Raw genomic sequence first — 13,663 nt, forward strand, 5'->3', positions numbered from 1 at the left:
GCCAGCAGCAGCGCCGCGACCAGGCCGTCCGTCCAGTAGTGGTTCGCGGTCACCACGACCACGAACACCGTGATCGGCGCGTGCAGCGCCACGACCCACCGCCACCTGCTCGCGGACACCCGCACCACCGTGATCGCGACCAGCAGCGCCCACCCGATGTGCAGCGACGGCATGGCCGCGTACTGGTTGGCGATCCCGTCGGCCGCCGCCGGATACGCCGACGGCCCCACGGTCAGCATCGTGTCCACCGCGCCGACACCGGCCAGCCTCGGGGGCGCCAGCGGGAACAGCAGATGCACGACCAGGCCCGCCCCCGTCAGCACGACCAGTTCGTTGCGGACCCGGCGGTAGGAATCCCGGTGCCGCGCGTACACCCACACCAGCAGCAGCGCCGTACCGGGGAAATGCACCGACACGTAATACAGGTTCGAGAGGAACGCGGTGTGGTCCCATTCCAGCGCCCAATGCTGCAACGACACCTCATTCGGCAGCCACGAGCGCTCGAACCCCCACAGCCGGTGCGCGTTGGAGAGCGCCTCACCCGGGCCGTGCTCCACGAGCGTCCGCCCGTACTTGTAGAACGCGAACAGACCGAGCAGCAGCGCCACCTCCGTCATCAGAGGCCGCGCCGACCGCCATGTCCGTCCCCCGCGAATCACACCGTTAGCCATGCCGTCCTCCGTGCCGGGTTCTCCAACCACAACAACCCTGTCGCCCGGAGGACTCCCGCACATTGGGCCCAACCACCCGCCGCCGGGAGCCCAACCCCCTGGCCGGGGGTGGGGCTAGCCCCACCCTGCCTGCGTGCCCTGGGCGAACCCGGAATGGCCAACTCCCAAAGTGCGATCGCCCTACGGGCTCACGCTCGACCGATCAGGCGGACGAACGACGACGGCAACAGATCGGAGACATCACCGACGACCATGTCCGCCTGCCCGAGATCGGCCTCGCCATGCGTGGAGGCCACCGCGACGCAGCGCATGCCCGCCGCCTTCGCCGCCGCCACCCCGGCGGGCGTGTTCTCGACCGCGACGCACGCCCGGGGATGGTGGGCGAGCAGCCGCGCGGCGGCCCGGTGGGCCACCGGGGAGGGCCGCCCCCGCGGGACGTCGTCGGCGGTGAGGATCAGGTCGAACGCGTCGTCCAGGCCGAGGAACCGGAGCGCGGCCGCCGCCTCCGGGGCGGGCTCCTCGGCCACCAGCGCGAGCCGGTAGCCCTGCCCGCACAGGGCGATGACCAGTTCGGCGCCGCCGGGGCAGCGCCGCAGCTCCTCGCCGCCGAGCCGCTGGAACGCGCGCGAGGGGGTCTCCGGACGCCCGGACGGACGCGGGCCGAGGAACGTCCGCCGCCCGCCCTCCTTCAGGAGATCGAGCCGGCTCACCACCTTGGCGAGGCTCCGGCGGCGCGCGTCCACATGGAAAACGAGGACGCCCTGCAAGGCGAACATGATGGCTGGGGGCATATCGCTACCTAGGGTCGTTGGGTTGATGGGACGGGTTACAGGGGCATGAGCGCCCAGAAGACCTTTCCCACGCCGGTGGCGGACGGGCGGACACCCGCGTCCTTGGCATAGGCGCCGATAATCGCGAGACCGCGCCCGTCCATCGCGTCCGGTCCCGCCTCTCGCGGGCGGGGGAGTTCGGGATCGGGATCCCAGCACTCCAGAAGCGGCGCCCCATCCTGGACGGCGATCCGGACCCGGATCGGACGGCCCCGCGCCGCCCGTACCGCATTGGTCACGATCTCGCTCGCCACCAGCACCGAATCGTCGATCGCCGCCCGGGGGTAATCCCAGTTCGTGAGCGCATATCGAACCAGTTCACGCACAAGTGAGACTGAGGATCCCACCCCGAGTAGAGTCATCCGAATTTCGCCCGATTTGCGGGATAGGAGAGTCCCGGATTGATCATTCATCTCCGCCGTCCTGTTCGAGGAACTGGCGTACAGACTCGACCCCGGAGAGTTAATGTGCGATGGATCGCCAATAAATCAATACATGGGAGTCACAGATGAGCGTCCGCGAAACGATCGACCCGAACTCGTCCCACTGGGCCTGGCTGGCCTTCGACCTGTGGTTTCACCGCACCCAGCGCGGCCTCTCGCTGGCCCAGACGGCATTGATCGTCCGCGTCACGCGCGCGACCGTTTCGAACTGGGAGGCCGGACGCTTCCGCCCCGGTGACGAACATATGGCGCTACTGGACAAGGCATGGGACACCGGCGGCCACTTCCAGCGCCTGCTGTACTACGCCCGCACCGGCCACGACCCCGACTGGTTCAAGCAGTACATCCAGTACGAGCGGGCCGCCGAGATCATCAAGGTCTATCACGGAAAGGTCATCCCCGCACTGGTCCAGACGGAAGACTACAGGTGCGCCCTGCTGGTAGTCGCTGGCCGTGAACACGAGATCGACGCGGAGACCGAGGCGCGAAAGAAGCGGCAGGAGATTCTTGAGAGGTCCGACTCGCCCTACGTGTGGATCTTGTTGGACCAGGAAGCGGTGGAGTGTCAGGTCGGAAGCCGCGATGTGATGCGGGCCCAGCTGCAATCGCTCCTCGATCTAGTTGATCACCCCCGTGTCGTGATTCGTATCATCCCGCGATCGGCGGGCGCTCACCCGGGCCAGGACGGCGCGTTCCACATCCTGACGCTTGGGCCCCGGACGATCGCCTACGCCGGTGCGCAGATTGGAGGTCGTCTGATCGAGGCGGGTGACGAGGTTAGTACCCTCGCGGTACGGTTTGACCAGATTGGTGCTCACGCTTGGAGTAAGAGCGCGTCCCGAGAGTTCATCGAGCAAGAGATGAGGAAGTACGAGTGACCGCATGGCGTAAGAGTTCATATACCGGTGGCATGAACGACGATGCGTGTGTGGAGCTGGCGCGGTTGGACGGCCCGACCACCAGCAGTGACTCCAAGGACGAATGGCGGAAGACTTCTCGTAGCGGTGGTGTCACCGACAATGCGTGTGTGGAGACGGTGCGACTAGATGGATTCATCGGGGTCAGGGACTCGAAGGACCCGGAGGGGCCTCGGCTTGCGTTCGGGGCGGGGGAGTTCGGTGGGCTGGTCGCGCGTATCCGGCGTGGTGAGCTGGACCTCGGTTAGGAGCCCTGGAGGAGTTCGGGCAGGCGGTCGACCACCTCGGCCGGGGACGGCTGGGCCGCCATCTCGGCCTGGAGGTCCCCGGCGGCCTCGCGCATCTTGTCGCTGGTCAGGGCGTCCGTGATCGCCGACCGGACGAGGCCCGGGGTCGCGGTCGCGACGGGGATGTTGGTGCCCGATCCGGTGGCGGCCATCCGGTCGCAGTAGGCGATCACGTCGGGGGTCGCGGTGAGGGACACCTGCGGGACGCCGTGGTGGGCCGCCGTCATCATCGAGCCGCTGCCGCCGTGGTGCACGATCGCGTGGCAGGTCGGCAGGATCTCGTTCAGCGGGACGCTCTCCACGACCCTGACCGTGGACGGCAGGCTCTCGGTGAACTCGCGGTCCCGGCCCGCCACGGTGAGGACGACCTCCACGTCGAAGTCCGCGAGGGAGTCCATCACGTCGGTTAGCGGGAAGCTCCCGATGCCCTCCCGGCGGACCAGCATCGACCCCCAGGTGACCAGGACCCGCCGTTTCCGGGGCGGGCGCACCAGGTCCGGCGGGATGGCGTTCGCGCCGTTGTAGGGGACGAACCGCATCGGCACCCGGGACGGGATCTCGCCGACCTGCAAACGCGGCGTGCACGCGTCGAGCGTGGCGGCGGCGCTCTCCGGCTTCGGGTCGCACCCGTACTCCGCGTGGAGGGCCCGCAGCGACTCGGGCCAGTCGTCCACCGGCTGGCCCGCGCCGGGGTAGCCGAACATCCGCATGATGTCGGCTCCCCACAGCTGCGTCACCAGCGGCGCCCCGGCCTGAGCGGCGACGATCGGGGCGGCGAGCATCAGCGGATCGCCGACGACCAGGTCGGGGCGCCAGTCGCGGGCGAGCGGGACGGCGTCGGCCGCGACCGCGCGGGCCAGCGCGGTGTGCGACTCGGTCATCGCGCGGAACATCGCCATCGGGTCGCTGCCCGCCTCGTCCAGGAGCCGGCGGTTCCGGCGGACCTCGGCCGCCATGTCGTAGGACGCGGCGACCGGCACGACCGGCAGGCCGGACCCGACGACGGCCGCCGCGATGGACGGCTGCGCCGCCACCCGGACGGTGTGGCCCGCCGCGCGGAAGGCCCAGATCAGCGGCACCATCGGCATGTAGTGCGAGGGCGCCGAGAACGGCAGGAGAAGGATGCGCATGAATCGACGTTGTCCGATGGCGTGACCGGGGGCAATCGGGAGTTTTGGGGGGTAGGCGGGCCCCGGCGCGGGTGCTAGCCGATTGACGAGTGGGCGAATGCCCTCCTAGAGTGGGCGCATGACCACTCAACGGCCGGAGAACACGCCCGCCTCCGTTTTCACGCCCGCGGAGGCCAAGCGGGCGGCGGAGTCGTTCGGCGTGGACGCCGAGCGGTACGACCGGACGCGGCCCCGCTACCCCGACGCGATGGTGGCGGCGATCGTGGACGCCGTTCCCGGGCGGAGCCTGCTCGATGTGGGAATCGGCACCGGCATCGCCGCCCGGCAGTTCCGGGAGGCCGGGTGCACGGTGCTCGGGGTCGAGCCGGACGAGCGCATGGCCGACTTCGCGCGGGGCACCGGGTTCGAGGTCGAGACCGCGACGTTCGAGGAGTGGGACCCCCGGGGCCGGACCTTCGACGCGATCGTCTCCGGGCAGACGTGGCACTGGGTCGATCCGGTCGCCGGTGCGGCCAGGGCCGCCGAGGCGCTGCGCCCCGGCGGGCGGCTGGCGGTGTTCTGGAACGCCGCCCGGGTGCCCTCCGACCTCGGTGAGGCGTTCGCCGAGGTCTACCGCCGGGTCATGCCCGACTCGCCCGCCGCCCGCCTGGCCGCGCCGTCCGACACCGGCGGGTACGCGGTGCTGGGCGACAAGGCCGCCGACGGCATCCGGCAGGCGGGCGCGTTCGGCGACGCGGAGCGGTGGACCTTCACCTGGGAGCAGACCTACACCCGCGACGAGTGGCTGGACCAGCTCCCGACGACCGGCCTGCACACCCGGCTCCCGAAGGACGTCCTGGACCAGGTGCTCGCGGGCGTCGGCGCGGCCATCGACGCGGCGGGCGGCGGCTTCACCAACCACTTCACCACGCTCGTGGTGACGGCCGTGCGCGACGGCGCCGCCTGACCACGCGGCACCGCCCCTCCCCCCGGGCGGTGCCGCGTTCAGACCTGCTGGACCCGGGCGTACTCCGCCTTGTCGCGGATGTCGTCGAGCAGCTCCGCCCGGCGCAGCGACTCCTCGTGCCAGGACGTCAGGTCGCCGCCCTCCCGGACGGCGGCGGCGAAGAGGCCGACGACGTTCGCGAACTGGTCCGCCGGTGGCAGGACGATCTCCTCCCGGTGGTCCTGGCGCTCGACCCGGACGACCGGGCCGTAGGCGGGCGGCGGCGTGAACACCCGCTCCAGCACGAGCCTGCCGGAGCTGCCCCGCAGCTCGTAACCGGAGTGGTAGGAGTGCTCCATGCCGAAGGTGAGCTGGGCGGTCACCCCCCGCGGGTCGGAGAGCAGGGCGCTGCCGCCCACCACGGCCCCGCCCGCCCGGTCGACGCGGAGCACCGCGCCGACCAGGCGGAGGCGCGGCCCGAGGAACCGGAGCGCGGCGGCGACCGGGTAGACGCCGATGTCCACCAGCGCGCCGCCGCCGACGTCGGGCCGGTAGCGGATGTCGCCGCGCGGCTTCGGGGGGATCGTGAAGGCGGCCGCGAGCGCCCGGACCTCGCCGATCGCCCCGTCCGCGACCAGCCCGTCCACGCGGGCGTGCTGCGGGTGGTGCAGGAACATCATGTTCTCCAGCAGCAGGCGCCCGCGCTCGCGCGCCAGGGCGATGAGCCGCGCGGTGTCCCGTCCCTCGGTGGTGAACGGCTTCTCGACGAGGACGTGCTTGCCCGCCAGCAGCGCCCGCTCGACCCACTCGGCGTGCAGCGCGGCCGGGAGCGGGATGTAGACGGCGTCCACGTCGTCGCGTTCGAGCAGCTCCGCGTAGCCGCCCAGCGCGGCGCCGATGCCGTGGGCGGCGGCGGACCGCTCGGCCTTCGCGAGGTCGCGGCTCGCGATGGCGCGCACCTCGACGCCGGCGTCCGCCCGCATCGCGGGCAGGGTCCGCCGCAGCGCGATGTCAGCGCAGCCGATCACCCCGAACCGGACCGGGCCGCGTCCGTCCGCCATGAGCCTCCCCCTCTCCGGGTAGGGTGCCGCCCGGCCGGTAGCGGGGCAGCAGTCCGGCCGCCGCCGCCTCGGCGAGCGTCGGCGCCGCCGTGTCCTTGTCCGACCGGATCGGCTCGCCGTCCAGGTTCCACGGGATGCCGAGCTCCGGGTCCAGCGCCTGGATGTCGAGCATCGTCCCGTGGATGTACTCGGTGTCGCACAGGTAGTTCATGCAGGTGTCGTCGGTCAGGGCGAGGAACCCGTGGCCGAGGCCGTCCGCCAGGCAGACGGCGACGCCGGAGTCGGCCTCCTGCGGGGTGATGTCGAACCGCCCGAAGGTCGGCGACCCCACCCGCAGGTCCACCACGACGTCGAGCGCGGCCCCCCGGACGCAGGTCACCAGCTTCGCCTGCCCCGGCGGGCTGGTGGTCCCGTGGATGCCCCGCAGCGTGTTGCGCCTGGACGCCGAGAAGTTGGCCTGCCGCACCACGAACGGGTGGCCGAGGTGGGCGGCCAGCTCCTCGAACCGCCACGACTCGTAGAAGCTGCCGCGCCGGTCCTCGTGGTGCGTCGGGGTGATGCGGTAGGCGTCCAGGACGGACATCGGCTCGATCTTCATCATCGCGGCGTGGACGGCGAGGACTCGAAGAGCCGCCCGACCGCGGGCGCGATGCCGCCCTCGGCGTTGTGGCCCTTCTCGATGAACGCGATGTTGTGGTAGACGTGCACGCCCACCACGCTCCGGGCGATGTCGTCGCCCTCGTCCCCGGCCCGCTCCTGGTAGTGCAGCTTGTCGAGGAGCGCCTGGAGCATCCCGATCGAGGTGGTCGGCGGGGAGACGGGGCCCTCGTCGCCGCCGAACTTCGCGCAGTAGGCGGTCCAGATGTCCTCGATGATGTAGAAGCCGCCCGGCCGGACGTAGGAGAACAGCGCCTCGAACGAGGTGCGGATGTGCTCGTTGACGTGGCTCCCGTCGTCCACGATGACGTCGAACGGCCCGTGCTCCTCGCCGAAGGCCCGCAGGAAGTCCGGGTCGTTCTGGTCGCCCTTCACGGTGCGCAGCCGGGGCTCGTCCAGGCCGTGCTTGGCGTGGACGTCCAGCCCGGTCATGAGGCCGCGCGGGAAGTAGGCCTTCCACATCTTCAGCGACCAGCCGCCGAGGTCCGGGTCGTCGTACCCGCCGATCCCGATCTCCAGGAGCCGCACCGGCTCGCCGCGCAGGGCCCGCAGGTGCCGCTCGTAGTGCGGGGTGTACCAGTGCCAGGTGCCCCACTTGTCGGTGCCGTGCCGCACCGACAGCTCGCCGAGGTCGGACGGCCCGGCGGAGCAGCCGCTGAGCACCGTGTCGACCGCGCGTCCGACCGAGTACCAGTCCCCGCGCAGCGGCCCGTCGTACAGCGCCTTCGCCGTGGGCCGCTCCACCAGCAGCCTGCTGCGGTGTGTGCCCGCGCGACGCTCCCGCAGCGGGCCGTACAGGCCGCGGACCAGCTCCGCCAGCTCGAACTCCAGCAGGTAGACGGCGGTGTCCAGCTCGCCCTCGTGCAGCGTGACCGGCTCACCGGCCCGCACGCCGACCGTGTGGGTGAACCGCTCGCCGCCGTGGAGCAGGTCGAGCTGGATGTGGACGTGGGTCTTGTTCGACGGCAGCCGGCAGCGGAACACCAGCTCTTCCACGGCGAGGGAGCTGACGGCCTTCGCCCCGACGTCCTCGATGGCGGCGAGCAGCTCGGCTTCGCGTCCACCGGCGGCGAGAATGAGAAGTTCGGCCTGTTCCGTTGTGACTTGCATAGATGCCTCCCGGCGGTAGGGAAGGGGACGGCTCAGACGGGGGAGCGCGCGCCCGTCCCGGCGGGAGCCGCCATGCGGTTCCGGAGCTCCCGGGTCAGGTGCCGCGCCGGCTCGTCGGCCAGAAACGCGCGGTTGTAGATGAGGTCCAGGTTCAGCGAGCCGTTCACGGTGTTGGAGACCAGGGCGGGGACGCGCATGAAGGGCATGGTGGCGACGGAGCGGATCGCCTCGAACCGGAGGCCGCCCGCGGTCGCGGGGAAGGACAGCCGGCCGAGGTTGGAGATGCTCACCGAGATCTCCTGGGTGCCGGACAGGTCGAGGGTCCCGGCGGCGAGCAGCCGCGCCTGGTGGAGCGCGCGGTCGGCGGCGGCCTCCATCTCGCCGTCCACCCGGAGGCCCACCTCGACCGGGGTCGCCTCCCGGGCCACCGGCAGGTTGATGATCACGCTGCCGACCGCGCTCATGGCCGCCTCCGGCGGGATCGGCGGCGACATGCGGGCGCGCAGGTCCACCTGGAGGCACAGCGCCAGCGTCAGCGGCCCCCCGGTCTCGTGCAGGGTCCGCAGCGAGGTCGCCATGGCGCCCGCGACCAGGCTGCTGACCGACAGCCCGTGCAGTTTGGCGGCGGCGACGAACCGGGCCGTGGCCTCCGGGTCGAACCGCAGGTTGGTGAAGCCGAAGCTCGCCGGTCCGTTCGGCTGGACGGTGCGCGGCGCCAGCGTGGCCACCTCCGGCGGCGGCGCGGGCCGCGGCGGGGGAGCGGGATCCGGGGGGCCCTCGCGGCGCAGGACCTCTTCGAGCGGCGGGTCCAGTCCGTCCCGGTCGGCGGCGGGCACCGGGACGCCGGAGACCAGCGCGTCGTAGTGCTCGACGAGCCGCTGGAGAAGCGCGGTGATCAGCCGTCCGTCCGCGACCGCGTGGTGGACCGCCAGGACGATCGTGCAGCGCCGCCCCTCACGGAGGACGACGAGCCGCGCCGCCCGCTCGCCCACCCGCCAGGGCGCGGTGACCACGTCGGTGAACGTCGTGCCGTCCTCGTGGAGCACGAGCGGCGGCCGACCGGCGGCGACGCGGAGCACGAACCGCTCGCCGCCGGTCCGGACGATCTCCGTCCGCAGGATCGGATGGGCCCGCGCGAGCAGCCCCATCGCGCGGTCCAGCGCGCCGGCGTCGAGATCGCCCTCGGCCGTGACCGTGATGAACGCCGGGCTGGCCCCGGACGCCACGATCATCGACTCCCGGGGGGTGAGGACGCGTTCGTCAGCAGGCATCGGGACTCCTTTCCTGGCGCGTCACGGCTGGGGGGCGAGGACGGTCCGGGTGCCCGCCGCGCGGACGAGGATCGCCTCGACCGGGCAGAACTCGGCGGCGTCGAGGACGGCGTCCTCGGGGGCGATGACCTCGGCCGTCGGCCGGGAGCGCCCCTCGTCCAGTGTGAAGTGCCCCTCGGCGATCGCGGTGCACAGCCCCGAGCCGATGCACGTGCGCCGGTCGACCTGCACCCGCCACTGCTCGTCGTCCATGGCCGCCCCCTCACCAGCTCACCGGGAGGGCGTTCGGCCCGCGCACCAGCAGGCCGGTCTTCCACGGCACGTCCTCGGCCGGGACCGCCAGCCGCAGCGCCGGGAAGCGCCGCAGCAGCGAGCCGATCGCGACCTGGAGGATCAGCCGGGCCAGCTGCGCGCCGAGGCAGTGGTGCAGGCCGTGCCCGAACGTCAGGTGCGGGTTGCGCCCCCGGGTGAGGTCCACCTCGTCGGGGTCCTCGAAGACCGTCCCGTCCCGGTTGGCTGCCTGGGCGTTGACGAACACCGCCTCCCCGGCCCGCACCAGGACGCCGCCGACCTCGACGTCCTCGGTGGCGATCCGGGCGAACGAGCCGCCCGTGCCGAACTCGACGTAGCGCAGCAGCTCCTCGATCGCGCCGGGCACCAGATCGGGCTTGTCGCGCAGCAGCTCCCAACTGCCCGGACGGGTGAGCAGCACATAGGTGAAGTTGGAGATCTGGTTGGCCGTCGTCCCGTGGCCCGCGATCAGCAGCCCGACGCCGAGGTTGACCAGCTCCTCCTCGCTCAGCCGGTCCTCGTCGTCGCGGGCCGCCACCAGCGCGCCGAGCAGGTCGTCGGCGGGGTGTTCGCGGCGCCGCCGGACCATGTCGGCGAGGTAGGTCAGCAGGGCGTCGCGCACGGCGAGGATCTCGTCGCGCGTGTAGGCGGTGGTGGACAGGATCGCGTCGGAGAAGTCGCGGAACCGGTCCTGGTCCTGAGGTGGGACGCCGAGCATCTCGCAGATCACGGTGATCGGCAGCGGCAGCGCGAGGCGGCTCACCAGGTCGGCGGGCGGGCCGGAGCGCTCGATCGCGGTCAGCCGCGCGTCCACGATCTCCTGGACGCGCGGCCGCAGCCGCTCGACCCTGCGGTGGGTGAACGCCTTGGCGACCAGCCTGCGCACCCTGCTGTGCTCCGGCGGGTCCATGCTCAGCAGGAAGCCGCCGCCCGCCGGTTCCGGCGTGGTCCTCGGCACGTCCTCGCGGCCCACGGTCGCGGCGCGGCTGAACCTCGGGTCCGCGAACACCTGCTTGGTGTCCTCGTAGCGGGTGACGAGCCAGCCCTCGCCGCCGTAGGGCAGCCGGATGCGCGACACCGGCTCCTCGCGGCGCAGTTCGGCGTAGAGCGGGTCCACCTCGACGCCGGTCGCCTCGCCGATGAACGGATAGTCGCGCACCTCGGATTCTGCGGCCATGGAATTCTCCTTACCGAGGCCCCTCAAATGCCTGTTCGCCTTGGGAGCCACTCTGCCGGACGCCGATTTCGGCAACAATCCGCGATTAGCGGGGATGGTCACTCGCCGGTGGTTGTGCTACGGGCCGTCCGTGTGAACCGGCCGAGCTTCCATTCCAGGTTGAGCCCGCGCGCCGTTCCGGCGGGGCCGTCCATCAGTTCGGGCAGCACCCGGTCGAGCAGGAGATGGCGGATCACCCCCTCGCGCAGATCCCGGTCGGGGATCTCCGCCAGGAACTCCTGCTGGTTGGCCGGGACGAGCGCGGTCATCAGGCATTCCTCGGCCAAAATCTCGTAGGTGCGCCGTTCGGCGGTCCCGGAGAAATACGGGGCCAACTCGGCGGCGACCGCGTCGATGTGCCGGGGCGTCGGCAGGATGCGGCGGTCCGCGCGCCGCTGGGCGCTGGAGCGCGACACCTCGCGGGCGCTCGCCGCCGCCTCCCGCAGCACGGGGGCGAGGCCGTCCGTGCGCGCGCCGTCGAGGGCCGCGAGCCAGTACCGGCGCATCAGGCGGTTGGCGTCGTGGAACAGCAGGGAGCTGCCGGTCGGCGCGGCGAGGTCGGGCGCGCTGAACGCGAGCACGCCGCCCGGCCGCAGCACCCCGGCGATCGAGGGCGCGGCCTTCCGCATCGCCTTGCCGTCGAGCAGGTGGAAGACCATGTTCGCGAGCACGGCGTCCATCCGCAGGCCGCCGGTGACGTCGAGCAGCGGGCGGAACCGGCCGTCGGCGCCGCGCAGCGCGTGGAACCGCGTCCAGGAGAGGTCGCGCAGCAGCGCGTACCCCTGGGCGAACCAGCTTCCCGGGATGTCGACGAGATGCAGCTCGAACGAGGCGCCGCGCTCGGCCAGCCGGCCCGCGACGTCCCGCTCGGCGCACGCCTTGACCAGCTCGATGGACGCCAGGCCGGTCCCCGCGCCGTAGTCCAGCACCCGGACGGCCTCGCCCGGCCCCACCCGTCCGACGCGGGCCTCCACGGCCTCCAGCACGTGCCGCACGACGATCCCGGTCGCCCCCGCGCACCAGCCCCGGGGGCGGGCCAGGTCGCCGCCGGTGAACAGCAGGTCGTGCAGGCCCCGGCCGTCGGTCAGGTCCGTGCCCGGGTCCGGCCGCCAGGTGTCGCGGCGCTCGCCCGGCGCGTGCCGGGGGAACGGCCTGGCGGGCACCAGGTGGTTGAGGGACACCGCGACGAAGGGGCGGTCGCTCGGGTAGCGGCGCTCCAGGTGGCCCACGGGCTCCAGGCCCGCCAGGCGGCAGCAGTGCAGGAACGCGGAGTGCTCCACGAGGTACTGGTGGGACAGGGCGTGGTAGGTGTCCAGGGCCACCGAGTGCAGCGCCCCGGGGTTGCGCGCGGCCAGCCGGGGCGCCACGCCGTGCGCCTCCAGCACCACCAGGCCGTGCTCGCGGACGTGGGGCGCCCAGCGCCGGAGGTGGGCGACGAGGTCCGACTCGACCTGCGCGGGGCTCAGCGGCGCGCCGGCCGGGGAGACGTAGGCGCCCGAGGACCAGCCGGGCGCGCCGCCGCCGGGGTCCCCGCCCACATAGGTGCGGTCGTGGTCGATGAACGACCGGATGTGCAGCCCGTCCTCGATGGCGAGGCCGTGCCGGGCGAGCATCCCCGCCAGCGCGTCGGGGTCGGTGACGTCCCCGAGCAGCAGCAGCGGGTCGGACACCCCGGCCGCCCGCAGCACGGCGCGGGCGCGGTCGAGCGCGACCGGGCTGACGTCGACGCCGACGTAGCGGACGCCGTCGCCGAGCAGGCCGTGCAGGTGGGCCAGCCAGCTCCCGTCGCCGCACCCCATGTCGGCGACGAACACGGGCCGCGACCTGCGCCGGAAGACCTCCTCGATGACGGGGTCGGCGTCGGCGAAGTACCGCCGGTGGGCCGCCGCGCTCGCCTCGACGTTGATCCGGCGCTGGCAGTGCCACTCGCCGTCCCCCGGGGCGACGAGCAGCTCGCCGCGCAGCAGCGGTTCCAGGCGGCTCAGCATCGGCAGGTAGGAGCCGATGAGGCCGCAGTGGTCGGCGAAGTCGAGGGCCGCGCCGCCCCGCGGCGTCCACGCGCCGTCGAGGTCGAGCCAGCCGAGCAGCCGGAAGAGGCGGGCGAAGTCCCCCTCGGGCCGGTGGAGGCGTCCCGTCCCGCGCAGGGTCAGGATCGCGGGGACGGCGAGGGCGGCGTCGAGGTGGGCGGTGCCCGGCGCGCCCGCGTCGGCGGTGGCGCGCCACTTCTCGTGCGCGTCGAGCGCCTCGGCGAAGGCCGCCCCGGTCGGGGCGTCCCAGGGCCGGGCCCAGGAGTCGGGCGCGTTGTCGTCGAAGCGGGCCAGGAAGCGGTGGCCGGCGACATAGCGCGCACGGTGCGCGAGCGCGTTCCGGCCCCGTTCGGTCCAGGCGGGGGTGGGATCGATCCAACCGGCGGCGGCCAGGCAGCGCCAGAGGGCGCGCAGGTATCCGGTGTCGGGGAGGCCGCCCCGGCCGCCGGGCGCGCCGTCGAGCAAGCCGGCCGCGTCCAGTGCCCCGACGGCGGAAGCCAGCATCACCCCGTCCTGGAAAAGGAATGCGGTACGGCGCGCCTCCGCCCGGAGGGCGCGGTCGCCTAAGCCGGCCGGGGCGACGACTACTGCCGGTGGGTCATGTAGCATCAGAAGATCTCCAGGATGGGTTGATTCTGGCGCTCGTCGCGAAAGCAACATTGCCAGGAGCCGCTCGGGCGGGCCATTACCGATTAGCCGGGGTGGCCGTTCCAAAAGACGCGTGTTACGCTTCCGCCGCTTTATTAGCCCTGGCCGGCTAGCACGCGTTCCCCCGGATGCCACCCCCTCTTTGTCGGGGTGGCCCGTGCGCACGGATCTGCGGCACT

At 72.5% G+C, this 13,663-nt stretch carries 13 protein-coding genes and 1 pseudogene; 3 read left to right on the forward strand and 11 right to left on the reverse strand.

From position 1 onward, the window contains the following. Positions 1 to 2 precede the first annotated feature (2 nt). The 3 genes and pseudogenes from GNZ18_RS41845 to GNZ18_RS06060 form a co-directional block, all read right to left on the reverse strand. A pseudogene (locus tag GNZ18_RS41845) lies at positions 3 to 734 on the reverse strand (phosphatase PAP2 family protein); the annotation flags it as partial. Between the two features lie 125 nt (positions 735 to 859). Beyond that, positions 860 to 1,462 carry an HAD-IA family hydrolase gene (locus GNZ18_RS06055; protein WP_156215136.1) on the reverse strand — a complete coding sequence of 201 codons (603 nt, stop codon included), beginning with the start codon at positions 1,460 to 1,462 and terminating at the stop codon, positions 860 to 862. Between the two features lie 35 nt (positions 1,463 to 1,497). Next, positions 1,498 to 1,827 carry an ATP-binding protein gene (locus tag GNZ18_RS06060; RefSeq protein WP_173390664.1) on the reverse strand — a complete coding sequence of 110 codons (330 nt, stop codon included), beginning with the start codon at positions 1,825 to 1,827 and terminating at the stop codon, positions 1,498 to 1,500. Positions 1,828 to 2,009: 182 nt separating this feature from the next. Between GNZ18_RS06060 and GNZ18_RS06065 the strand changes: the two genes are divergently transcribed. Both GNZ18_RS06065 and GNZ18_RS06070 read left to right on the forward strand, forming a co-directional pair. Further along, positions 2,010 to 2,822 carry a helix-turn-helix domain-containing protein gene (locus GNZ18_RS06065; RefSeq protein WP_156215140.1) on the forward strand — a complete coding sequence of 271 codons (813 nt, stop codon included), beginning with the start codon at positions 2,010 to 2,012 and terminating at the stop codon, positions 2,820 to 2,822. Further along, positions 2,819 to 3,109 carry a DUF397 domain-containing protein gene (locus GNZ18_RS06070; RefSeq protein ID WP_308198635.1) on the forward strand — a complete coding sequence of 97 codons (291 nt, stop codon included), beginning with the start codon at positions 2,819 to 2,821 and terminating at the stop codon, positions 3,107 to 3,109. The genes GNZ18_RS06065 and GNZ18_RS06070 overlap by 4 nt, the downstream gene beginning before the upstream one ends. Here GNZ18_RS06070 and GNZ18_RS06075 read toward each other — a convergent pair. Next, positions 3,106 to 4,278, reverse strand: a complete 1,173-nt coding sequence (locus GNZ18_RS06075; protein WP_156215143.1) for a nucleotide disphospho-sugar-binding domain-containing protein — start codon at positions 4,276 to 4,278, stop codon at positions 3,106 to 3,108. The genes GNZ18_RS06070 and GNZ18_RS06075 overlap by 4 nt on opposite strands. A gap of 118 nt (positions 4,279 to 4,396) precedes the next feature. On the opposite strand from GNZ18_RS06075, the gene GNZ18_RS06080 reads away from it, so the two are divergent. Beyond that, the gene (locus GNZ18_RS06080; protein ID WP_156215145.1) at positions 4,397 to 5,224 is read left to right on the forward strand and encodes a class I SAM-dependent methyltransferase; all 828 of its coding nucleotides are present in this window, start codon (positions 4,397 to 4,399) and stop codon (positions 5,222 to 5,224) included. 38 nt (positions 5,225 to 5,262) lie between these two features. On the opposite strand, the gene GNZ18_RS06085 is transcribed toward GNZ18_RS06080, so the two are convergent. The 7 genes from GNZ18_RS06085 to GNZ18_RS06115 all read right to left on the reverse strand — a co-directional run bounded on the left by GNZ18_RS06085 (position 5,263) and on the right by GNZ18_RS06115 (position 13,340). After that, positions 5,263 to 6,264: a Gfo/Idh/MocA family protein gene (locus tag GNZ18_RS06085; protein WP_156215147.1), complete on the reverse strand. Its 1,002-nt coding sequence runs from the start codon at positions 6,262 to 6,264 to the stop codon at positions 5,263 to 5,265. Beyond that, complete coding sequence (locus tag GNZ18_RS06090; protein ID WP_156215149.1) at positions 6,215 to 6,862, reverse strand: dTDP-4-dehydrorhamnose 3,5-epimerase family protein; 648 nt, start codon at positions 6,860 to 6,862, stop codon at positions 6,215 to 6,217. Before GNZ18_RS06090 ends, GNZ18_RS06085 begins: the two co-directional genes overlap by 50 nt. Further along, positions 6,862 to 8,031: a class I SAM-dependent methyltransferase gene (locus GNZ18_RS06095; RefSeq protein WP_156215151.1), complete on the reverse strand. Its 1,170-nt coding sequence runs from the start codon at positions 8,029 to 8,031 to the stop codon at positions 6,862 to 6,864. Before GNZ18_RS06095 ends, GNZ18_RS06090 begins: the two co-directional genes overlap by 1 nt. Before the next feature lie 32 nt (positions 8,032 to 8,063). Beyond that, positions 8,064 to 9,302 (reverse strand): phthiocerol/phthiodiolone dimycocerosyl transferase family protein, encoded by a 1,239-nt coding sequence (locus GNZ18_RS06100; protein WP_156215153.1) that lies wholly within the window; start codon positions 9,300 to 9,302, stop codon positions 8,064 to 8,066. Positions 9,303 to 9,323: 21 nt separating this feature from the next. Then, positions 9,324 to 9,554 (reverse strand): ferredoxin, encoded by a 231-nt coding sequence (locus GNZ18_RS06105; protein WP_156215155.1) that lies wholly within the window; start codon positions 9,552 to 9,554, stop codon positions 9,324 to 9,326. Between the two features lie 10 nt (positions 9,555 to 9,564). Beyond that, on the reverse strand, positions 9,565 to 10,770 hold the full coding sequence (locus tag GNZ18_RS06110; protein ID WP_156215157.1) for a cytochrome P450: 1,206 nt from the start codon (positions 10,768 to 10,770) through the stop codon (positions 9,565 to 9,567). Positions 10,771 to 10,868: 98 nt separating this feature from the next. Beyond that, positions 10,869 to 13,340 (reverse strand): class I SAM-dependent methyltransferase, encoded by a 2,472-nt coding sequence (locus GNZ18_RS06115; protein ID WP_216651175.1) that lies wholly within the window; start codon positions 13,338 to 13,340, stop codon positions 10,869 to 10,871. Positions 13,341 to 13,663: the final 323 nt, after the last annotated feature.

The sequence above is a fragment of the Actinomadura litoris genome (assembly GCF_009733595.1).
Lineage (GTDB): Bacteria > Actinomycetota > Actinomycetes > Streptosporangiales > Streptosporangiaceae > Spirillospora > Spirillospora litoris.